Source organism: Streptococcus sp. F2 (genome assembly GCF_056500955.1).
Genome location: NZ_JBWKAI010000030.1, coordinates 1 through 22,261 on the forward strand (window position 1 = coordinate 1; position 22,261 = coordinate 22,261).

At 41.4% G+C, this 22,261-nt stretch carries 23 protein-coding genes; 1 reads left to right on the forward strand and 22 read right to left on the reverse strand.

Annotated features, from left to right (window positions below; genetic code table 11):
• Positions 1-735: 735 nt before the first annotated feature.
• Positions 736-2,013, forward strand: coding sequence for a serine--tRNA ligase (gene serS / locus ACYTR8_RS08660; RefSeq protein ID WP_479640227.1), 1,278 nt, complete (start codon positions 736-738; stop codon positions 2,011-2,013).
• Positions 2,014-2,243: 230 nt separating this feature from the next.
• Here serS and ACYTR8_RS08665 read toward each other — a convergent pair whose 3' ends face one another.
• The 22 genes from ACYTR8_RS08665 to ACYTR8_RS08770 form a co-directional block, all read right to left on the reverse strand.
• Entirely contained in the window at positions 2,244-3,014 is a 771-nt protein-coding gene (locus ACYTR8_RS08665; RefSeq protein ID WP_003052502.1) for an acetyl-CoA carboxylase carboxyl transferase subunit alpha, read from the reverse strand.
• Positions 3,011-3,877 carry an acetyl-CoA carboxylase, carboxyltransferase subunit beta gene (gene accD / locus ACYTR8_RS08670; RefSeq protein WP_111717448.1) on the reverse strand — a complete coding sequence of 289 codons (867 nt, stop codon included), beginning with the start codon at positions 3,875-3,877 and terminating at the stop codon, positions 3,011-3,013. Before accD ends, ACYTR8_RS08665 begins: the two co-directional genes overlap by 4 nt.
• Before the next feature lie 8 nt (positions 3,878-3,885).
• On the reverse strand, positions 3,886-5,250 hold the full coding sequence (locus tag ACYTR8_RS08675) for an acetyl-CoA carboxylase biotin carboxylase subunit (RefSeq protein ID WP_443597220.1): 1,365 nt from the start codon (positions 5,248-5,250) through the stop codon (positions 3,886-3,888).
• A gap of 31 nt (positions 5,251-5,281) precedes the next feature.
• Complete coding sequence (gene fabZ / locus ACYTR8_RS08680; protein ID WP_003056661.1) at positions 5,282-5,704, reverse strand: 3-hydroxyacyl-ACP dehydratase FabZ; 423 nt, start codon at positions 5,702-5,704, stop codon at positions 5,282-5,284.
• Positions 5,701-6,201 carry an acetyl-CoA carboxylase biotin carboxyl carrier protein gene (gene accB, locus ACYTR8_RS08685; RefSeq protein WP_111717452.1) on the reverse strand — a complete coding sequence of 167 codons (501 nt, stop codon included), beginning with the start codon at positions 6,199-6,201 and terminating at the stop codon, positions 5,701-5,703. The genes fabZ and accB overlap by 4 nt, the downstream gene beginning before the upstream one ends.
• A 1-nt stretch (position 6,202) precedes the next feature.
• Positions 6,203-7,435 carry a beta-ketoacyl-ACP synthase II gene (gene fabF / locus ACYTR8_RS08690; RefSeq protein WP_111717454.1) on the reverse strand — a complete coding sequence of 411 codons (1,233 nt, stop codon included), beginning with the start codon at positions 7,433-7,435 and terminating at the stop codon, positions 6,203-6,205.
• 14 nt (positions 7,436-7,449) lie between these two features.
• Complete coding sequence (gene fabG / locus ACYTR8_RS08695; RefSeq protein WP_111717456.1) at positions 7,450-8,184, reverse strand: 3-oxoacyl-[acyl-carrier-protein] reductase; 735 nt, start codon at positions 8,182-8,184, stop codon at positions 7,450-7,452.
• 11 nt (positions 8,185-8,195) lie between these two features.
• Positions 8,196-9,116: an ACP S-malonyltransferase gene (gene fabD / locus ACYTR8_RS08700; protein ID WP_111717458.1), complete on the reverse strand. Its 921-nt coding sequence runs from the start codon at positions 9,114-9,116 to the stop codon at positions 8,196-8,198.
• 24 nt (positions 9,117-9,140) lie between these two features.
• Complete coding sequence (gene fabK / locus ACYTR8_RS08705) at positions 9,141-10,112, reverse strand: enoyl-[acyl-carrier-protein] reductase FabK (RefSeq protein WP_111717460.1); 972 nt, start codon at positions 10,110-10,112, stop codon at positions 9,141-9,143.
• Between the two features lie 198 nt (positions 10,113-10,310).
• Complete coding sequence (locus ACYTR8_RS08710) at positions 10,311-10,535, reverse strand: acyl carrier protein (RefSeq protein WP_003045024.1); 225 nt, start codon at positions 10,533-10,535, stop codon at positions 10,311-10,313.
• A 60-nt stretch (positions 10,536-10,595) separates the two neighbouring features.
• Entirely contained in the window at positions 10,596-11,570 is a 975-nt protein-coding gene (locus ACYTR8_RS08715) for a beta-ketoacyl-ACP synthase III (RefSeq protein ID WP_111717463.1), read from the reverse strand.
• Positions 11,571-12,005 (reverse strand): fatty acid biosynthesis transcriptional regulator FabT, encoded by a 435-nt coding sequence (gene fabT / locus ACYTR8_RS08720; RefSeq protein ID WP_003052521.1) that lies wholly within the window; start codon positions 12,003-12,005, stop codon positions 11,571-11,573. It abuts the gene before it with no gap.
• Positions 12,006-12,081: 76 nt separating this feature from the next.
• A complete protein-coding gene (locus ACYTR8_RS08725) occupies positions 12,082-12,873 on the reverse strand; it encodes an enoyl-CoA hydratase (protein WP_111717465.1) in 792 nt (263 codons plus the stop codon).
• A 222-nt stretch (positions 12,874-13,095) separates the two neighbouring features.
• Positions 13,096-14,232, reverse strand: coding sequence for a molecular chaperone DnaJ (dnaJ, locus tag ACYTR8_RS08730; protein WP_111717467.1), 1,137 nt, complete (start codon positions 14,230-14,232; stop codon positions 13,096-13,098).
• A 522-nt stretch (positions 14,233-14,754) separates the two neighbouring features.
• Entirely contained in the window at positions 14,755-16,581 is a 1,827-nt protein-coding gene (gene dnaK / locus ACYTR8_RS08735; protein WP_129556193.1) for a molecular chaperone DnaK, read from the reverse strand.
• Between the two features lie 117 nt (positions 16,582-16,698).
• A complete protein-coding gene (grpE, locus tag ACYTR8_RS08740; RefSeq protein WP_003052530.1) occupies positions 16,699-17,241 on the reverse strand; it encodes a nucleotide exchange factor GrpE in 543 nt (180 codons plus the stop codon).
• A 41-nt stretch (positions 17,242-17,282) separates the two neighbouring features.
• Positions 17,283-18,317 carry a heat-inducible transcriptional repressor HrcA gene (gene hrcA, locus ACYTR8_RS08745; protein ID WP_479642016.1) on the reverse strand — a complete coding sequence of 345 codons (1,035 nt, stop codon included), beginning with the start codon at positions 18,315-18,317 and terminating at the stop codon, positions 17,283-17,285.
• A 134-nt stretch (positions 18,318-18,451) separates the two neighbouring features.
• Positions 18,452-19,021, reverse strand: a complete 570-nt coding sequence (locus ACYTR8_RS08750) for a glycoside hydrolase family 73 protein (RefSeq protein ID WP_479642017.1) — start codon at positions 19,019-19,021, stop codon at positions 18,452-18,454.
• Complete coding sequence (locus tag ACYTR8_RS08755; protein WP_479642018.1) at positions 19,018-19,761, reverse strand: M15 family metallopeptidase; 744 nt, start codon at positions 19,759-19,761, stop codon at positions 19,018-19,020. The genes ACYTR8_RS08750 and ACYTR8_RS08755 overlap by 4 nt, the downstream gene beginning before the upstream one ends.
• Positions 19,751-20,458: a histidine phosphatase family protein gene (locus ACYTR8_RS08760; protein WP_111717477.1), complete on the reverse strand. Its 708-nt coding sequence runs from the start codon at positions 20,456-20,458 to the stop codon at positions 19,751-19,753. The genes ACYTR8_RS08755 and ACYTR8_RS08760 overlap by 11 nt, the downstream gene beginning before the upstream one ends.
• Before the next feature lie 305 nt (positions 20,459-20,763).
• Complete coding sequence (locus tag ACYTR8_RS08765) at positions 20,764-21,000, reverse strand: GlsB/YeaQ/YmgE family stress response membrane protein (RefSeq protein ID WP_003061408.1); 237 nt, start codon at positions 20,998-21,000, stop codon at positions 20,764-20,766.
• A gap of 70 nt (positions 21,001-21,070) precedes the next feature.
• Complete coding sequence (locus ACYTR8_RS08770) at positions 21,071-22,012, reverse strand: DMT family transporter (protein WP_479642019.1); 942 nt, start codon at positions 22,010-22,012, stop codon at positions 21,071-21,073.
• Between the last annotated feature and the right edge of the window lie 249 nt (positions 22,013-22,261).

A 22,261-nucleotide genomic window follows, 5' to 3' on the forward strand; every position in this document is an offset into this window, starting at 1 on the left:
GAAAGATTATTTAGTCCAATTATTTGGAGAAAGAGGCTAAGCAGATGATTGATTTAAAAAGGAATCTTTTCAAAATTGATGTCCGGGCACAAAAGGATGAAGAGAAAGTTTTCATGCGTACGGCGTGTGTTTATGCCCCGAAACCCTTGCATTACTGGGTTGTCTGTGGTACAATATCTGTGGTACAATAATAGTTAGATAAAGCGAAAAAAGGTGCAGAAGCGCAACCTTCTACACCACCGATTAAGACAAAACGAATCTTTGCTTAATCAGTCAAACAGTATTGTATCATGTCGTAAACAATATCGTCAAGACTGAAGCAGAGAAAACCTTTGTTTCAGTCTTTTTTGGAATAAAAGAACCTAGAGTTTTCTTAGGTTATAAGGGTTAGTTGGACTTTCCCAGAAATTTAGACACATACGTTCTCCTGATTTGAGTTTACATTTTCTTGTTTTTTGTTATAATAGTGCTAACGGATAAGTAATATCCCTTTTCCTTTCAGAAAGTCTGTGGTCGCTGTGAACAGATAGGAAAACGATATGAAATTCTACCGTGTCGTCAATAAAATAACAATTAAGTGCACAGATTGTGAAGCTGGATGGAACCGCGCCAAAGCGCTCCAGCAACTTCATCATCTGTGTTTTTTTATCGTCAGAGAATAACAGGCCTAGCCATTTGACTCAGTCTGGTTCACTGACAGCTACTAATAACCATCTATCTCAAAGGAGTTTATTTATGCTAGATCTTAAACGTATTCGAACCGATTTTGACGCTGTCGCTGCCAAATTAAAAATCCGTGGGGTTTCAGAAGATACTCTAACACACCTCAAGAATCTTGATGAAAAACGTCGTGCTCTTCTCGTTCAATCAGAAGAATTAAAAGCAGAGCGTAATATTGCTTCTGCAGCCATCGCCCAAGCAAAACGCCAAAAAGAAGACGCTAGCCAACAGATTGCTGACATGCAAAACGTTTCTGCCGACATCAAAACCATTGATAGCCAGCTCGCTGATATCGACCAGCAAGTGACTGACATCATCACTGTTTTACCTAATACTCCTCACGATTCTGTTCCTGTTGGTGCTGATGAAGAGGACAATGTCGAAATTCGCCGTTGGGGCACTCCTCGTGACTTTGACTTTGAGGTTAAGGCTCATTGGGATTTAGGTGAAGATCTCGATATTCTAGACTGGGAACGTGGAGCAAAGGTTACAGGTGCTCGTTTCTTATTCTATAAAAATCTTGGCGCTCGTTTGGAACGTGCCCTATATAATTTTATGTTGGATGAACATATCAAAGAGGGTTATCAGGAAATCATCACGCCATACATGGTCAACCATGATTCTATGTTTGGTACAGGTCAATATCCAAAATTCAAGGAAGATACCTTTGAGTTATCAGACACAAACTTTGTTCTGATCCCAACGGCAGAAGTTCCATTGACCAATTATTACCGTGGGGAAATTCTAGATGGCAAAGAGCTCCCAATTTACTTTACAGCGATGAGCCCGTCATTCCGCTCTGAAGCTGGTTCTGCAGGACGTGATACACGTGGTCTTATCCGCCTACACCAATTCCACAAAGTTGAGATGGTCAAGTTTGCTAAACCAGAAGAATCTTACCAAGAGTTGGAAAAAATGACAGCCAACGCTGAAAATATTCTTCAAAAGCTCGACTTACCATACCGTGTTATCGCCCTTTGCACTGGCGACATGGGCTTCTCAGCTGCTAAAACTTATGACCTTGAAGTCTGGATTCCAGCTCAAAATACCTATCGTGAAATTTCATCATGTTCAAATACAGAAGATTTCCAAGCACGTCGTGCTCAAATCCGTTACCGCGATGAAGCTGATGGTAAGGTCAAACTTCTTCACACCCTTAATGGGTCAGGACTTGCTGTCGGTCGTACCGTAGCAGCCATTTTAGAAAACTACCAAAACGAAGATGGTTCTGTTACCATCCCTGAAGTACTCCGCCCTTACATGGGTGGCGAAACCGTCATTTCACCTAAATAATAAACTCACCCCAGAAATCATTAAAGTGATTTCTGGGGTGTACTATTTTAAAGAGCCACCACATCACTTGAAACTCACTACATTACCCCTTTAACAACAATTTTCTTCACACTAGTTTATCAAAAGTCTTATTAATATACCCATTTCCTTATTTACAAGACCAGTTAAAAACCCTTTTGGAAAGGCCTCCCTTAACTTGATAAACACGTAGGGAGACTCCAAAAGGATTTTTAATAGCGACGAAAACGTTGGTAACGTTCTTCTAATAATTGTTCAAGCGGTTTCGCTTGTAAATTGCCCATTTCTTCGATGAGATGGGCTTTTATCATCTCAATAATTTCACTTGAAAAATAACCATGTTCTGGAATAATACGGTCTACTATTCCCATTTTGTAGAGTTCACCCGCTGTGATTTTCATCAATTCAGCGGCCTCGGTTGCCCTTGAACCATCCTTCCATAAAATAGAAGCAAAGCCTTCTGGGCTAAGAACCGCATACATAGTATTCTCAAGCATCCAGACCTGATCAGCAACCGCTAAGGCCAATGCGCCACCAGAGCCTCCCTCACCGATAATGATGGCAATAATGGGAACCTTGAGGTCACTCATTTCCATCAAATTCTTAGCGATAGCTTCTCCTTGGCCACGTTCCTCGGCACCAACACCAGGATAAGCACCAGCTGTATTGATAAAGGTCACAACTGGTCGTCCAAATTTCTCTGCCTGTTTCATTAAACGTAGGGCTTTCCGATAACCTTCAGGATTGGGCTGCCCAAAGTTTCTTGCTAAGTTATCCTGTAAGTTTTTACCTTTTTGGATACCAATAACCGTGACTGGTTGACCTGCAAGGTAAGCTAAACCACCAACGATAGCACCATCATCTGAAAAATGACGATCCCCATGCAGCTCCATAAAATCATCAAAGATAAGGCTAGCGTAATCCAAGGTGGTTAAACGCCCTTGATCACGCGCTTCTTTCAAAACTCTTGATACATCTGTCATTGGCCACCTCCATGAAATGCTACCAAGTGAGCAATCTTGTCTCGCAATTCTGTTCGTTTCACGATAGCATCTACAAAACCATGGTCTTTTAAAAATTCAGCTTTTTGGAAATCATCCGGCAAATTCTCACGTACTGTGGTTTCAATAACACGGCGCCCTGCAAATCCTACCAAGGATTGAGGTTCTGCTAAGATAATATCACCTTCCATTGCAAAGCTTGCGGTCACCCCACCCGTGGTTGGATCTGTCAAAATAGTGAGGTAAAAGAGACCCGCATTGGAATGTCTTTTCACAGCTGCAGAGACCTTGGCCATTTGCATAAGGCTCATAATCCCCTCTTGCATACGGGCGCCTCCTGAAGCTGTAAAAATAACTACCGGCAGGTTTTCTTCAATAGCCAATTCAAACAATCGGGTAATTTTTTCCCCAACAACAGTTCCCATACTAGCCATAATAAAGTGAGAGTCCATAATGGCTAGAGCAATCTTTTGCTCCTTAACCATAGCTTTCCCTGTCAAAACAGCTTCATGCAAACCTGTCGTTTCCTTGGCTTTTTGTAATTTGTCTTGATAACCTGGAAAACGTAACGGATCCTTAGTTTCGATATCTGTGAACAACTCTTGGAAGCTATCGTCATCAATGGTCAAAGCTAAGCGTTCTTGGGCAGAAATCCTAAAATTATAAGAACAAGTCGGGCAAATCTTGGCTAAACCTAAATCTTTTTTGTAAATCATATGCTTGCAAGCTGGGCATTTGGCAAAAAGTTCATCTGGCACTTCTGGGATAACCTGACTCACCGAGCCTTTGAGGGAATTATTGGGAGTAATACGGATGTATTTATCTTTTTTACGAAATAAGGCCATACCTTCTCCTAATCTTTATTGTAATGTGGTAAAAATGTTTCCATCAAGAAGGAGGTATCATAGTCTCCCGCAATCACTCGCTTATCGGAAATCAAGTCCAATTGAAAATCAGTATTCGTAATGATACCTTCAATTTCCAATTCAAACAAGGCTCGCTGCATTTTCATCAAAGCATCAAAACGATTATCCCCATGAACAATGATCTTGGCAATCATACTATCATAATAAGGAGGAATAGCGTAGCCACTGTAAACAGCCGAATCCACGCGTAGCCCTACACCACCACTTGGCATATACAAATCTGTAATCTTTCCTGGGCTCGGCGCAAAATTAAAGGCAGGATTTTCCGCATTGATACGACATTCAATAGCATGTCCAGTAATGGCGATGTCATCTTGAGAGACAGAAAGAGGTTGCCCTGCTGCAATTCTGATTTGTTCTTTGACAATATCCACTCCTGTTACAAATTCTGTGACAGGATGCTCAACTTGAACACGGGTATTCATTTCCATAAAATAGAATTCCCCACTGTCCTCATCCAACAAGAACTCAATGGTTCCTGCATTTTCATAGGCTACAGCTTTAGCTGCTCTAACCGCTGCTTCTCCCATTTCTTGGCGAAGCGTATTGCCAATAGCAATGGACGGACTTTCTTCCAAGACTTTCTGGTTATTCCGTTGCAAGGAGCAGTCACGTTCACCCAAGTGAATAATCGTTCCGTGAGCGTCACCTAAAATTTGCACCTCAATGTGTCTAGCTGGATAGATGACTTTTTCTAGATACATGGCTCCATTTCCGAAAGCACCTAGGGCTTCTTGACTGGCAGCATTAAAAGCTGCTTCCAAATCTGCCTCTGTCTCCACTTTACGAATCCCTTTACCACCGCCACCTGCCGATGCTTTTAACATAACAGGATAGCCAATCTTATTGGCAATAGCTAAGGCTTCTTGGGCGTTATAAACTTCACCATCTGATCCTGGAATAACTGGCACTCCTGCCTTGATCATTTCAGTACGGGCATTGATTTTATCACCCATTTTATCCATAACCGATGCGGAAGGGCCGATAAATTTGATGTTCATCTCCTCACACATGGTCGCAAATTTTGAATTTTCACTTAAAAAGCCGAAGCCTGGATGAATAGCTTGCGCTCCTGTCACAATAGCTGCTGACAAGACGGAATTCATGTTCAGGTAAGATTCCTTGGAACGGGCTGGTCCAATACAGACAGCTTCATCTGCCAAAATCGTGTGAAGAGCTTCCTTGTCTGCTTCTGAATAAACAGCAACTGTGGAAATCCCAAGTTCACGCGCTGCGCGGATAATACGCACCGCAATTTCCCCACGATTGGCAATTAAGATTTTTTTAAACATAAGGGTTTCTTCCTCCGGAGAATCGTTATTCTCATTGCCCGAAGGCAAAGGTCAATATCCCGCTTGCTGCTAGCTTGCCATCCACTTCTGCCTTAGCTTCCACAACAGCAATCGTGCCACGGCGCTTGATAAAAGTGGCTGTCATGACAAGTTGGTCCCCAGGAACGACTTGTTTTTTAAACTTCACTTTATCCATGCCCGCGTAAAAAACCAACTTCCCTTTATTTTCTTCTTTTGACAATTCCAGTACACCGGCTGTTTGAGCCAGAGCTTCCATAATCAGAACACCTGGCATAACCGGATACTGAGGAAAATGCCCGTTAAAGAAAGGTTCATTAATGGTCACATTTTTAATGGCAACAATGCGATCCTCTGACACCTCTAATACACGATCAACCAATAACATCGGGTAACGATGAGGCAAAGCCGCTTGAATTTCTCTAATATCCATCATTTGATTCGCACCAATCCTTGTCCAAATTCAATGACATCTTCATTTGATACCAAAATTTCTGTAATCACACCATCACATGGCGCTGGCACTTCGTTCATCACCTTCATGGCTTCGATAATCACAAGGGTTTGTCCTTTTTTTACGGTATCTCCGACTGCCACAAATGGCGGCTTGTCAGGACTAGCTGCAAGATAGGCTACACCAACCAGAGGACTTTCAACAATATCACCTTCAGCTACAGCTTTTTCTGATAGTATTGTTTCCTCAACGACACTCTCCGATGGTGGGGTTGAAGCAGGCGTCTCCGAAACGACTGGACTCGGGACATTAGTTATCTGCGGCGCAGGCGTTCCTTGCTCTTGACTAGATACAGCTTGAACAAAGTGTTGTTCATTTTTACTAAAGGCCAACTCACCTTCATTTGTTTTAAATGAAAATTCACGTAGGCTTGAGGCATCAAACTGTGCCATCAAATCCTTGATTTCTTGAATATTCACGTTAATCCTCCCAACGCTTGAATGCTAGTACCGCATTGTGACCACCAAAGCCAAAGGTATTTGAAATAGCATAGTTGATAGCCGCTTCTTTTCCTTCTCCAAAGATGACGTTTGCTTCAATATCTTCTGACAAGGTTTGAGTACCAGCCGTCATTGGAACGTAGTGATGGCGCATAGCTTCGATAGTTGCAATAGCTTCCACCGCTCCTGCAGCACCAAGAAGGTGACCCGTAAACGATTTTGTTGAAGACACCGGAACATCCTTACCAAGAACGGCTACAATCGCTTGACTCTCGCCTTTTTCATTGGCTGGCGTTGATGTTCCGTGAGCATTGACATAATTAATATCACTCGCCTCAATACCAGCTTCTTGTAAGGCTAGGTGAATAGCTTTACGCGCACCCAATCCTTCTGGATGAGGAGAGGTCATGTGGTAAGCATCGCAGGTATTTCCATAACCCACAATTTCTGCTAAGATTGTCGCCCCGCGTTCTTGCGCATGCTCTAGGCTTTCTAAAACGAGCATTCCTGACCCTTCTCCCATGATAAAGCCATTACGATCTTTATCAAATGGAATAGAACTTCTGCTTGGGTCTTCAGTTGTCGACAAGGCTGTTAAACTTTGGAAACCAGCAATCGCAAATTTTGTGATTGCCGCTTCTGAACCGCCAACCATCATCACATCCTGCGTTCCAAATTTAATGGCACGGAAAGCATCTCCAATCGCATCATTGGAAGAAGCGCAGGCAGTATTAATTGATTTGCATACTCCTTGTGCTTTCAATTTCATGGCCACATTACCTGCAGCCATATTTGGCAAGGCTTTTGGCAGGGTCATTGGTTTCACACGTTTTGGCCCTTTTTCATGTAGGCGAATGACTTGTTCTTCAATCTCTTGGATACCACCAATTCCTGAGGCAACAATAACCCCAAAACGATCGGCATCAATGCTATCAATATCTAAGTTAGCATGCTCAACAGCTTCCATCGCTGCATAAAGAGCATAAAGAGAATACATATCAAAACGGTTCAAATCTTTTTTCACAAAGTATTTGTCAAATGGAAAATCTTGAATTTCAGCCGCATTTTTGACCGCATAATCAGTGGTGTCAAATTTAGTAATAGGACCAATACCGATTTGACCAGTTTTCAGATTGTTCCAAAATGTTTCAGGATCATGCCCGATTGGAGATGTTAATCCATAACCTGTTACTACTACTCTTTTAAATGTCATTTCACTACGTCTCCTTATTGCATTGTCATGCCGCCATCAATAGCGATAACTTGTCCTGTAATATAGTCTTGTCCAGCTAAGAAACTTGCTAGTTGGGCAACTTCTTGCGCTTTTCCTATGCGTTTCATAGGAATCTGTCCTAAAATTTGCTCCTGCATCTTCTCAGAAAGAACGTCTGTCATATCTGATTCGATAAATCCTGGTGCAATAGCGTTTACTCGAACATTCCGAGCAGCAACTTCACGGGCAACAGACTTGGTAAAACCAATCAAACCTGCTTTTGAAGCAGCATAGTTCGCTTGACCAATATTTCCTGTTAAACCAACCACACTAGAGACATTAATAATAGCTCCTTGGCGAGCCTTGGACATCGGCTTCAAGACTGCTTGTGTCATGTTAAAGGCTCCAGTCAAATTGATTTTTAAGACGCGTTCGAAATCTTCTTCCGTCATTTTAAGCATTAATTTATCATTGGTAATCCCAGCATTATTCACCAAAACATCAACTGAACCTAAATGTTCAATAGCTTCGCTGACCATGCGTTTAGCATCGGATGCTTCTGAAACATCTCCAGAAATAGCGACGACAGTTACCCCGTAATCTGCAAAGCTGGTAACGAGGTCATCAGAGATAGCAGAGCGACCATTCAAGACAATATTAGCTCCTAAGCTGGCAAATTGATGAGCCATCGCTAAACCGATGCCTCTTGTTGAACCTGTAATAAAGATATTTTTCCCTTTAATTTCCATGAGTTTCCTCTCTATCTATCTAAAAATGAGCGTAAGCTTACCATGTCTTCGATACTGCTGCATGGCAATTGTTTGTTAATTTTCTTCACAAATCCTGTCAAGACCTTACCTGGTCCAATCTCAATAGCCTGAGTCACTCCGTTTTCAGTCAAAGTGGCAATGCTATCATAAAAACGCACAGGCTCCATGACTTGACGGGCTAATAGTTCTGGGATACGGTCTTTTTCCATAATACTTGCTTCAGTATTACCAACAAGAGGAATATTAAAATCATTAAAGGTATAATGTTCTAATTCTCTCGCCAATAAACGGCTAGCTGGTTTTAACAAGGCTGTATGGAAAGGCCCTGAAACATTCAAAGGAATTAAGCGTTTAACACCTTTTTCCTTCAATAATTCAACGGCAACATTCACGGCTTCTGTCTGCCCACCGATGACAATTTGGCTTGGGGTATTATAGTTAGCCGGAGATACCACTCCGTGCACAGCTGCTAGTTGACAAGCTTCTTCGATAATCTGAACATCTGTATTCATCACAGCAACCATCTTACCAGACCCCGACGGGGCAGCTTCTTCCATCAAGCGACCTCTTTTAGCTACCAAAGCTAACGTGTCTTCAAAAGAAAGAGCTCCAGATGCCACCAAAGCAGAATACTCTCCTAAAGAAAGTCCTGCTACCATATCTGGTTTAATGTGATGCAAACCTAAAACACGATAGATAGCAATCGACGAGGTCAAAATAGCTGGCTGAGTGTAGCTGGTTTGGTTGAGTTTTTCCTGATCACTGTCAATGAGACGACGCAAATCATATCCCAATACTTGACTAGCTTGGTCAAAGGTTTCGCGAACAATAGCAAAGTGATCGTAAAAGTCTCTTGCCATTCCTAATTTTTGAGCACCTTGGCCAGCGAATAAAAAGGCTGTTTTTGTCATTGTCATTATCCTTTACCTTGTAGCTCAGTTATCTAAAGAAACTGCTTGCCAGCGCTTAGATTCTTCTTGGATAACACTGGCAGCACCGTAGTAAATGTCTTTTAGAATAGCTTCGCAGCTCTCTTCTTCCTTCACAAGACCAGCAATCTGACCTGCCATAACAGAACCATTTACCACATCACCGTCGACAACTGCGTTTCGAAGGGACCCTGCTCCCATTTCCTCAATATCATCTGCCGTTTTTTGATCTGTTAAAAATTCTTTTTCAGCCTTGGCATAAGCTGAGGTCAATTTGTTTTTAATAGACCGAACAGGATGACCCACAACCTGAGCAGAAATCACCGTATCGATATCCTTTGCTTTCAAAATTTTATCTTTAAAATTTTGGTGGGCATTAGATTCTTTAGCCACAACAAAGCGTGTACCAACTTGGACAGCTTCAGCACCTAGCATAAAGGCTGCTGCTGCTCCACGGCCATCGGCAATCCCTCCTGCCGCAATCACAGGGATAGAAACAGCCTCGACCACTTGTCTCACGAGAGTCATAGTTGTTAATTTACCAATGTGTCCTCCAGCTTCCATGCCTTCAGCAATCACTGCATCGACACCAAGCTTTTCCATCCGTTTGGCAAGAGCCACACTTGGAACCACTGGAATAACAATAATACCTGCCTGATGCAGACGTTCCATGTATTTTCCTGGATTTCCTGCACCTGTTGTGACAACTTTGACACCTTCTTCAATAACCAGATCAACAATATCGTCGGCAAAAGGTGACAACAGCATGATATTCACCCCAAAGGGTTTGTCCGTAATCGCTTTAACACGGTCAATGTTGGCTTTAACAACTTCTTTTGGAGCATTTCCCCCACCGATGATACCTAGCCCACCAGCATTGGACACTGCTCCTGCTAAATCACCATCTGCGACCCAGGCCATACCTCCTTGAAAAATGGGATAATCAATATTAAGTAATTCTGTAATATGTGTTTTCATAATAACCTTCTATAAGTAATAAGGAGAATAATTTGATAATCAAACTATCATGATAAGAAGAAAGAGTGAGCTAGATCCTAAAAAGGGTCTAATCTCACCCCAACGGTTTGACTAATACATCTTATATTATCCAGTCATGATAGAGACAGGGGACAGCTCACTTTTAATCAGTTGCTGCTATATCAGTCAATCCTAGTTTTATTTTGTTTTTTCTTCAACGTAGGCAACAAGATCACCCACAGTGTTCAAACCTTCTTCAGTTTCAATTTGGATATCAAAGGCATCTTCGATTTCTGAAATAACTTGGAAAACATCAAGTGAATCAGCATCAAGATCATCAAAAGTTGTTTCTAATGTTACTTCTTCTGTTTCTTTACCAAGTTCTTCAACGATAATTTCTTGTACTTTTTCAAATACTGCCATTTTTATTTCTCCTTAAAAATATAAATTTATTTTTATAAATGTGCTAGGCACATGATATAACTAGATTTTAACAATTAGACTTCCCCATGTCAAACCTCCACCGAAACCGGAGAGCAAGACTTTTTGGGTACCATCTAGTCTAATCTGCCCATTTTGGACAGCTTCTGATAAGAGAATTGGGATACTAGCTGCACTGGTATTCCCATAATGTTCCATATTCTCAAGGAACTTCTCCCTAGGAAAGTCAATTTTCCGAGCCATTTTATCCAGGATACGACGATTAGCCTGATGTAACAGGAGATAATCTAAATCATCATTAGTTAGACCTGATTGCTCAATTATCCCAGAAATGTTTTTAGACACATCTCTAATCGCAAAATCAAAGATAGCGCGCCCATCCATTTGGATAGTGTGGGTAACTTCTTGACTAAGAGAGAATGGGGAAGAAAGTCCCGTTTGCCCCGAAGTCAAATGCTGCCCACGCGCTCCATCTGTATGTAAAGACTCTGCTAAGAGATGCTGGTCTTGACTAGCTTCTAGTAGAACACCTCCAGCGCCATCTCCAAAGAGAACAGCTGTCGTCCGGTCTTTCCAATCAATGAGTTTTGATAAGGTTTCTGCCCCAATCACCATCCCCTTTTGATAGGACCCTGACGAGATGAGCTTATCAGCCATAGCCAAAGCAAAGACAAAACCACTACAAGCAGCTGTTAGATCAAAGGCAAAGGCTCTCGTAGCACCAATAGTCGCTTGAACAATTGCTGCCGTCGAGGGCATTGTACCATCAGGACTAATCGTCGCAACGATAATAAAATCAATTGCATCAGCTGCTAGACCAGACTTTGTCAAGAGTTGTTCTGCAACTCGACTCGCCAAATCACTAGTGAGCTCCTCTCTGACAATATGCCTTTGGGCAATTCCGGTTCGAGAAAAAATCCACTCATGGCTGGTATCCATTATGTTTGCTAAATCATCATTGGTCACTAGCTGTTTGGGAGCATAGTGGGCCACCTGACTGATTTTCGAAAAGACCATTTAAACCAAATCCTCCAAAAATTGATGTAGGTTACCTAGTCCGCGCATTAACGCTTGCATCTCTTCGTCACTCATATCAGCAATCACATGTCCAACCATGTTTTTGTGAAACTTAGCATGAAGGCGATCCAAAAGGCGACCTTTTTTTGTTAGTGACAGGTAAACCACCCGTCTATCTGAACTTGACCGCGTTCTTTCGATGTAGCCTTTTGCTTCCAGTTTATTCAAGCTAGTGGTTACTGTTCCCAATGTCACCATTAGTTCTCTAGCAATGTCACTTGGCGTCACCTGATCATATTTTCCAATAATCTCAATGGTGTGCATCTCTTTTAAAGAGACATCACTAAACTGACTCGTCTTTAAGCTCATTTCTTCGATAACCAAAATCCGGTTGAAAATATCAACTAAGTATTGGTTAATTTTGTCATATTCCAAGTAAACACCTCCTAGCAATAAACTTTGACAATCAAAGTATATCAAAGGTCAAAGTATTTTGCAAGCAATAGCTGTCTTACTTCCCTTGGAAATTTGGTCGTCGTCTTTCACCATAAGCTCTGACACCTTCTTTGAAATCCTCTTTGAAGGCTAGCTCTTCTTGAATGTCAAGTTCTTTTTTAGCATACTCTTCCCAGCCGGTAAAGAAACTCTGCCACACTAAAGTCTTCATTCCAGCATAGGAATTGGAAGACCCACGTCTTAACCGTTTTAACAGTTGAAGACAGACTTTGTCTAACTTATCGGATTCGGCTGCACGATAGACAAAGCCATAGTCAAGTCCTTTTTCTGCCGTCACCCCTTCGCCCGTCATGACAAGATGAGTGGCACGATTAAGACCAACAGCACGTGTTAGTAGAAATAGACCTCCCGCATCTGGTGCCAAACCAACATTCACAAAGGCTTGAATAAATTTTGTTTGGGTACTGGCAATGCAAAAATCCGCTGCTAAAGCAATATTAAATGCTGCTCCAGCTACTGCACCATCTGCACAAAGAATAACCGGTTTCGGAAGTTGTTTGATCGCAAAAGAAATTTCTTGGACTAACTCCGCAATCTTAACCAATGATTGCACGTCATCCTTTTCAACCGCAGTTTGCATCTCAACCAAGTCCCCACCAACGGAGAAAACTTTCCCAACAGCTTTAATCATTAAAAAGCGTAGGGATGGATTGTCCTTTACTTCCGTCAAAGCTTGTAAGATTTCTTGGCAAGTTGGAATATTAAAGCCATTTGAAACCTCTGGACGATTTAAGGTTAGCGTCGCAAGGTCGTCTTGAACGTCAAAAATGATATAGTTAAACGGCATCACAGTCCTCTTTTCTGATAATTTATTTGATAACAAAATTATTTTATATATAAATGATTTGATAATCAAATTAATTACCTAAATATAATACACCAGTTTTTTCGCTTTGGCAAGAAAAAAATTGACAGAAGTCACCGAAAACGTTTTCGCTATCACCATAAAATTACAAAAAAACGTACGCATTTAAAGAAATGACTCTCTAAATGCATACGTTGACGTCGTTTAAATATCTTCTAAAGCATCTTTGACTTTATCAAAGAATCCTTTTTTCTTTGGATGTAATGGTTGTTCACCACTCGCCTCAGCGAAGGCTTTTAATGCCTCTTTTTGAGCATCGTTAAGTTTAGTTGGAGTGACAATATTAACAGTCACATGCTGATCTCCTTGACCGCCACCACGGAGTTTTGGCGCCCCTTTGCCTTTAAGACGGAAGGTTTTACCAGTTTGCGTTCCTGCTGGAATAGCCATCTCCACATCACCATGTACTGTTGGAATGTCCACAGTATCCCCTAAAGCTGCTTGGGTAAAGGAAATGTCTAGGCTGTAATAAATCGTCGAACCATTTCGCTCAAATTTCTTACTTGGTAAGACATTCAAAATAACGAATAGGTCGCCATAAGGACCTCCATTAAAGCCTGCTTCCCCTTGACCTTGAAGACGAATCTGTTGACCAGTTTCTACACCAGCTGGGATTTTAACCGAAACTTTGTGAACTTTCTTTTCGTGACCAGTACCATGACAAGTTGGGCAGGGTTCTTTAATCTCTTGACCAGTACCATGACAGACATCACAGGTCACTTGTCGACGCATCATTCCAAGTGGGGTTTGAGTATCAACAGTCATCACTCCTGAACCATGACACTTATGACAAGTTACTGGACTGGTACCAGGTTTGGCACCTGAACCTGAACAAGTGCCACAAGTTGCTTCACGATTATAGCTAACTTCCTTTTCAACACCAAAAACCGCCTCTTCAAAGGAAAGATTAACACGGTATTGCAGGTCATCTCCTTGACGAGGAGCATTAGGATTACGCATGCCACCGCCACCAAAGAAACTTGAGAAAATGTCCTCAAAACCGCCAAAGCCACCTCCATCAAAGCCGCCAAAGCCGCCTGCTCCCCCACCGAAGCCACCGTTGGCGCCTGCTGCACCATATTGGTCATAAGCTGCGCGTTTTTGAGAGTCGCTTAGCGTTTCATAGGCTTCTTGGACATCCTTATATTTTTGTTCAGCACCAGCTTCCTTATTAATGTCTGGGTGATATTTCTTAGACATTTTTCGATAAGCTTTTTTAATATCATCTTGGGAAGCATCCTTAGAAACCCCCAGACGATCGTAGAATTCAGTATTGTTCATAATGTAAGATACCAAGCCGTAAAACGACTCAATGAAAAATAGGAAATCCGACGAAGATACTCTCGTATCTAGGAGGTATTTCTCTTTTTTCACAGATTCGTAGGCGTGTGCAAATCCGCAAAAGGGATTTCACACGCTTTGGCCTGTGTTCGAATAATCGAACTTGTATTCCTTTCCTTGAAATTTAGAAAGTAGCCCGTGTTCAGTTAAGAACACTATCATTCCTTTCTTGAAATATTTTGATGTCAGCAATTTTACATTTCATTTAGCCAAAAACAGAGGTCTGGTACAACCTCTGAATTCGGATATATGTAAGGTAAGTTTTTTGAAACAAGTAGTTCAAAAATCTTGGTCAACCGGACATTTCCCCTCACTTTTTGTCTCAAGGTTCGGGGCTTAAAATGTTCACTGAACGTACCACTCGCTCTTCGTCGCTAGGCTCGTGGGATAAAACAGTCCGCAGGACCTACCACTCGCTCTTGGTCTCTAGGCTCATGGGATAAAACAGTCCGCAGGACTGTTTTATTTCTCCGTAAACTCACCGTCTACAACACCATCGTCATTTGATGAATCACTTGTTTGAGCGCCTTCTGCACCTTGCGCTGCTTGTTGAGCTGCTGCAGCTTGCTCGTACATTTTAACAGCCAATGCTTGTGCTTTTTCGTTAAGAGCTTCAAGTTTAGCTTTCATCTCGTCAAGGTTGCCAGATTCTTGGGCAGCTTTTAACTCGTCAAGAGCTGATTGAGCAGCATCACGTTCTGTGTCAAAGCCTTTGCCTTCAGTTTCTTTGATTGTTTTTTCTGTAGCAAAGATAGCTTGGTCAACTTCGTTTTTAAGATCAACTTCTTCTTTACGTTTCGCATCTGCTTCAGCATTTGCTTCAGCGTCTTTCATCATGCGATCAATTTCTTCTTCTGAAAGACCATCATTTGACTTAATAACAATGTGTTGTTCTTTTTGAGTACCAAGGTCTTTTGCTTTTACAGAAACAATACCATTTTTATCGATATCGAATGTTACTTCAATTTGTGGAATACCACGAGGAGCTGCAGGAATATCTGTCAATTGGAAGCGTCCAAGAGTCTTGTTATCTGCTGCCATTGGGCGTTCCCCTTGAAGAACGTGGATATCAACGGCTGGTTGGTTGTCTGCTGCAGTTGAGAAGACTTGTGATTTAGACGTTGGAATAGTAGTGTTACGATCGATAAGTTTTGTGAAGACACCACCCATTGTTTCGATACCAAGTGACAATGGGGTAACGTCAAGAAGAACAACATCTTTGACATCACCAGTGATGACACCACCTTGGATAGCAGCACCCATAGCAACTACTTCATCAGGGTTTACAGATTTGTTTGGTTCTTTACCAGTTTCAGCTTTAACCGCTTCGACAACTGCTGGGATACGAGTTGATCCACCAACAAGGATAACTTCGTCGATTTCTGACAATGACAAGCCTGCATCTGAAAGGGCTTGACGAACTGGAGTTTTCGTACGTTCTACAAGGTCGCGAGTAAGGTCGTCAAATTTAGCACGAGACAAGCTCATTTCTAAGTGAAGAGGACCAGCAGCACCTGCAGTGATAAATGGCAATGAGATTTGAGTTTGAGTGACACCTGACAAATCTTTTTTAGCTTTCTCAGCAGCATCTTTCAAACGTTGAAGCGCCATTTTGTCTTGAGAAAGGTCAATACCATTTTCTTTCTTGAATTCTTCGACTAAGAAATCAATGATTTTTTGGTCAAAATCATCACCACCAAGTTTGTTATCACCTGCTGTTGCCAATACGTCAAAGACACCATCACCTAATTCAAGGATTGAAACGTCAAAGGTACCACCACCAAGGTCAAAGACCAAGATTTTTTCTTCTTTATCTGTTTTATCAAGACCATAAGCAAGTGCTGCCGCTGTTGGTTCGTTGACAATACGTTCTACTTCAAGACCAGCGATTTTACCCGCATCTTTTGTCGCTTGACGTTGCGCATCGTTAAAGTAGGCAGGAACTGTGATAACCGCTTTGGTTACTTTTTCCCCAAGGTAGTCTTCAGCATAACCTTTAAGGTATTGAAGAATCATAGCTGAGATTTCTTGTGGTGTGTATTCTTTACCATTTGCAGCAACTTTTTCAGAAGTACCCATTTTAGATTTGATTGAGATGATTGTTTCTGGGTTTGTGACTGCTTGGCGTTTTGCAGCATCACCCACAATGATTTCACCATTTTTGAAAGACACAACAGATGGTGTTGTACGGTTTCCTTCTGGGTTAGCAATAATTTTTGATTCAGTTCCTTCAAGAACTGCAACTGCTGAGTTTGTTGTTCCTAAGTCAATACCGATAATTTTAGACATGTGTCATACCTCTTTTATATTTTTCTTATACTAGTCTAGTTTAACGACTTGGCGGTCGAAGGTTTGTGTTTTCTTTTTGAGCTCAGTGCCTTCGCAATCGCTGCGCAGTCACCAAAATTAATTATAAACAACAACCATGGCTGGTCTTAGCAAGCGTTCATGGAGTTTATAACCTTTTTGGAATACCTGTGCAATACTATCTGCTGGGTGTTCATCATCAGCTGGCAAGGTTTGAACTGCCATGTGCAAATTGTGATCAAAACTTTCCACAGCAACTTCTTCGATACCCTCTTCTTTAAGGGCTTGAACGAGACTTTCTTGAACCATTTCAAGTCCCTTTTTAACGTCGTCTGTTAACCCCTCAACTGCTAACGCACGTTCTAAGTTATCAAGACTTGGGAGAATTTTTTTCGCTAAGTCTTGCGACCGGTAACGTTGCAAGTTTTGACGTTCTTCATTAGCACGGCGTTGGATGTTTTGCATTTCTGCATGAGCACGAAGGTATTTGTTTTCAAACTCCTCGGCACGCTCATTGGCCAATTCCAAGTCTGTTTTTTCAGGAGTTTCCTCAACCACTTCTTCTGTTGATACTTCTTCTACTTCAACAGTTTGGTCAAGCGACTCTTCCTTGACTTGCTCTTCTTTTGCTTTTTTTGACAAGGTAACACCTCTTTCTTACTTTTTCATTGCATCAGCTAGCCTTAGTTAACTTCATAGTGATTACTGTTCAAATAACGGTAGTAATCTCGTAATTTAACAGCTAGAATACGCCCAATAACATTAATCAAGCTGACACTACGACGATAGTCCATATCAATAGGCCCAATCAGACTAAGTAGTCCAAATCCACGATAAGGAATCAAAAATTTGTAGGTCAACAAGGTCACATTCGCTAAAGCAGCCTCTTTGCTATCTGCTACTCGCACCATAGCCATGTCATCTTCAGCCATGCTTTGCCTAATCGACAAAGCAAGTCTCTGCTCATGGTCAAGGAACTGATAAGTAGCTAGGCCAGCATAGTCCAGAGCTGCTACTTTTCCAGAAACAAAAACGGTCTCTTGAAAAAGCCCTTCAAAAATGTAATCAAATAAATCTAAAACATTGTCAGTAACTGTGAAATACTTTTGAACAATCTGCGGAATTTCTGTTCGTAATTTATAGTGAACATCCATCACATCCCTACCTAGTAAGCGCTCATCCACGATCTCCTTGAGAACCAAAAGATCCTTGCTAAGAAAGTTTTTAGGGATGGCAAACTGAACGGTTAGAGGTTTTGATTCATCCAAAGTTAGCACCGCTAAGGCATCATGATTTGATAATTGAACAATATCAAAGGCTGTTAATTTCTGCCTAGCAGGTTCCACATCTAAAATAACAGCCGTATACCCTGTGATATCTGCTAGAATCTGACTGGCTTTAGCGAGAAGATCTTCTAGTCTAAAGGCTTCAAAATCGAAGGCCTTGACCAACTGATAAACATCTTGCTCATCAATACTATCTAAACTGAGCGAGTGCTCCACGAAATACTTAAATCCTGCTGCACTCGGCATCCGTCCACTAGAAGTATGTGCTTTTTCCAGAAGGCCTAGCCTTTCTAGCTTTGCCATATCATTTCTAATCGTGGCACTACTTGAGTCAATGGCCAACTGTAAAGCTTTTGAGCCGACTGGTTCATGAGTCTGTGTAAATAATTCCACGATGAGATTTAAGATGTCATTTTGACGCTCGGTAATCACAAACCAATCACTCCTTTCGCTTAGCACTCTATATATCTGACTGCTAATTTATATTTCCATTATACTCCTTCCCAAACACATGTCAAGGAAAAAACTCAAAAAATTAGCACTCTTTTTTTAGAGTGCTAATTTTATCAATCATAACTTGTCAGGTCTTTCTCTTCAATCACTTTAATCAATCGTTTGGCATAGGTAGTGTCCTCGCTATAACGATAATCTTGTAGACTCTGCGCTGGAGCCTTATAACCTTTTTCGGTTGCCAAGCTTCGATATAGTCGTTTATCAATCTGTTGCCCTTGGCTAAGCATACTCAAATAATCTCTGATAGAACTTTCCCTATCCTTATACACAGCATATCGAACAACTTGCCCACTTTTTAGGGAATCTTTTAACCTGATGCCGGGCTGACCTAAGTCAGCCTCCTTAGAAAAGAGATTATGATACTTAGCAGCCAGTAAAGTTCTTCCATTGTCAGTTTCTAGAAGAATTTGGCCAATCAAAATGGAAGGCCTAATCCCATAATGTTCTGCTAGAGGTTTAACTTCTGGCGCAAGGGTTTTGATAAATTGGTCTTGACTGTAACCAACGTTGACTTCATTTGTCGCGCTAGCCATTCTACCATTAAAAAGGAGTGGGCTAATGATCAAAACTAAAAAGAAGAGGAGCAAGGTGATAAAGTAGGGAAATTTCAGTCGACTTCTCATTGTTTCTCCTTTAGAGCACTGATATATTCTTCGAGGGTTAGGCGGTGCTTGGTCATGTAGCGAGCGGAGGCTTTACCGACATAACGGTAGTGCCAATCTTCATACCCTACTCCTGTGCTTTTGGTTTTACCATCGGGAAAGCGGAGCACAAAACCATATTCAGGTGCTATTTTTTGAACAGCTTGAGCCACTTGAGGATCACTAGCATTTAAACTATCCACGGTACTCATATCAATAGCAAGCCCTGTCTGATGCTCACTAGCTCCCGCAGGTTGTGAATACGTTTGAATCAAAGCTTCGGCAGCCTCCTGAGTCAAACTGGGATCGTTAGCCATTTCTTGATCAATATATGATTGGTAAAGCTCTGCTTGGTAAGCTACGGAGCGATAGCCTGAAATAAGGTGCTCTTGTGGGTCAATAGCCTGAGCTGCCGCTAAAAAATCAGCAGTAGCCTGTTCAATACGCTTGTCCACCGACACCCCATTCACATCAACCAATTCTGGGCTTAATTCCTCAGTCATATGGTCTCGGTTCACTAAAATCAATTCCCAATCTTTTGGAGAGACTTTAGGAAGCCCTGTGGACTCTTTGCTATTTTTGACCACTTTTTGACTGCTTGCCTGTTGACTTGAAGGCGTCTTGGTGGCCTGCTTCTCTGGCTTAATAAAGAGGTAAATACCTCCGACAAAGAGCAGCACAACCAGTGTTTGTAATAATAATTTAAAATGATTATGCTTCATCTGATATTGCTTCTATTATTTCACGGCCACGGTAGCGATAACTCATATCTCCAATGGTTTTGATGGTAAATTGCCCATCTTCAAATTCGACAACAGTGACACTGCCGTTATCAATATATTGTTTCTCACGGTCAGGATCGATTAGCCACATAAATGTTCCAATAGTCATCCCATGGCTAACCACAAGAGCATTCCCGCCGCCAGCATTTTGAATGGATAAGGCAATGGCCTCAAAACCGTCCCAGATACGCTTGCGAAGAACTTCCCACGGTTCTGCCCAATTAGCTGTGTCAACTTCTACGATACTTTCTGCTAATTCAGAATAGGGAACGTCACGTAAGTTATCACGGTTTTCAAAGGCTTTTGTTCTTGGAAGGACACCTAGAAATAATTCTGAATCGTAAGCGCCATCTAAGCTACCAAAGCACCACTCACGAATGCGTTTATCGCGAGTGTACGGGAGGAATTCATTTTCAGATTCTCTCAAAATAATCTCCATGGTTTGCATGGTCCGGCCTGAATCACTAGAAAAAGCAGCTTTAAAAGGAACGCCTGAATCCTTTAAGCCTAAACCTAATTCGCGGATACCTTCTTCTCCTTTTTTGGTAAGAGGTGTGTCACTCCACCCTTGGGCACGCCCAATGGTATTAAACATGGTTTTCCCATGTCTGGCAATATAGAGTCTTGTTTTCGTCATGTTAACCTCCAAAAATCTCTTCTTATTATTATAGCACGTAACAAAAACACTTGCAAAAACAGAGATATTTAAAAACCTCTTATGAGGATTTTTGACTTTTCGAATCGTAGTCGTCCCTGTTCCTCTTGTGACAGTTACATTTTGCAAAAAGGTGTCAAAACGGTAACATGAACCATTTTTTGTTAACTAGCTGATATGAAATCTACATATAAGAAGCCTATAATAGAAAAGCAACCGATAAAAAGATAAGACGTTTTATGTTGCAAAAAAGGCTGTTTGGCCCTATGCCATGCAGCCTTTTTTTATTATCGTTTTCCAAATATAGCTGAAACAAGAACAATCACTATGGCAGCTCCCAAGATTGATGGAAAGACAGCCATGCCAGCTAACTGAATACCCCAATCCCCAAATAAGCGTTGTCCCACAGCTGATCCAATAAGACCAGCTGCAATATTAGTAAAACAACCCATGGATTGACTCTTTTCAGTGATTTTACCAGCTATCATACCAATAAAAGCACCAACAATTAAAGACCAAATCATGTTCAATACTCCTTTATCATATCATCATTTTTAACTGACTTGCAATAGATTAGCGATTAGCAAGACTTCTTCAGAATCTTTTTTGCCTCTTGACTGCTTTTAGTAACCGTCTTTCCCTTTGATAAAGCAACAAATCTCTAAAGGAAATCAGTAGAACAGCAACTAAAATCAAAGCCATTCCTAGAAGATCAATAACGTAAAAAAGTTCTTTCATTAGTACAATGGCAAAAAAAACCGATGCTACCGGCTCTATGGACGCCAACAAAGTCGCCTTAACAGGACCGATGAGTGAAGCTCCTTTTAAGAAAAAGGTGTAAGCAAAAATAGTTCCAATCCCAATAATTCCGATAAGGGCTACTAGATGACCAGCCGTTAACATAAGAGGATAGCGCCAAGCCCTCGTTACGATTGGAAAAACCACTCCTCCCATTAACATCGCAAGTCCAATAACGATCAAGCTGCCCCAAGTCTTAATCATATTAACGGGTTTAATCACGCAATAAGCATAGGTAAGGGCTGAAAAAACTCCCCTGAAAAGACCAATTGGGCTAATGGCTAAGTGAGATAGATCTCCATGACAAGCCATAATAACTGTGCCAAGTATAGCTAAGAGAATTGCTAGAGATTCTGTGATAGTCGGCAACCGTTTAGCTGTGGCGGACACAAAAATCAACACTAAAATAGGAGATAAATACTGTAACACAGTGGCTGTGCCAGCATTGGAATAACGGATCGCCATCAAATAGGCGTACTGATTGAGCCCCAATCCTAAAAGACTATAAATCAAGAGTTCCTTGAAATGTTTTTTAGTGGTCACAAGGGCAATGACTTTTTCTTTGTGACGCCACAGGACTAGGGCAGTCAAGACGACCCCTGAAATCATGAGCCTTAACGACGTTAACAAATGAACATCCATGCCATGAGCCATTAAATATTGACCAGAAACACCTGAAATTCCCCAAGCTATCCCTGCCAAAAGAACCATTAGACTACCTTTAACCGTTTTTGACATGCTATCTCCTTTCTCTGCTTCATCACCAACCATTTTAGCATAGTTTTAGAAGCTTTGATAGTCCATCTAAGCCGAATCATTCCCGTAGTTACTATTTCACTTAAGGAGTTTGCGCCATTTCAAAAAAACAAGTCTACATTCATAAAAAAGCTACTACTTCCTAACTTAGAAAGCAGAAGATTTTCGAAAATACACGAAAAAGGGCGCAAAAATTCCTTGTAGTTACAGCAATTTTTTCGAACGGTTAAA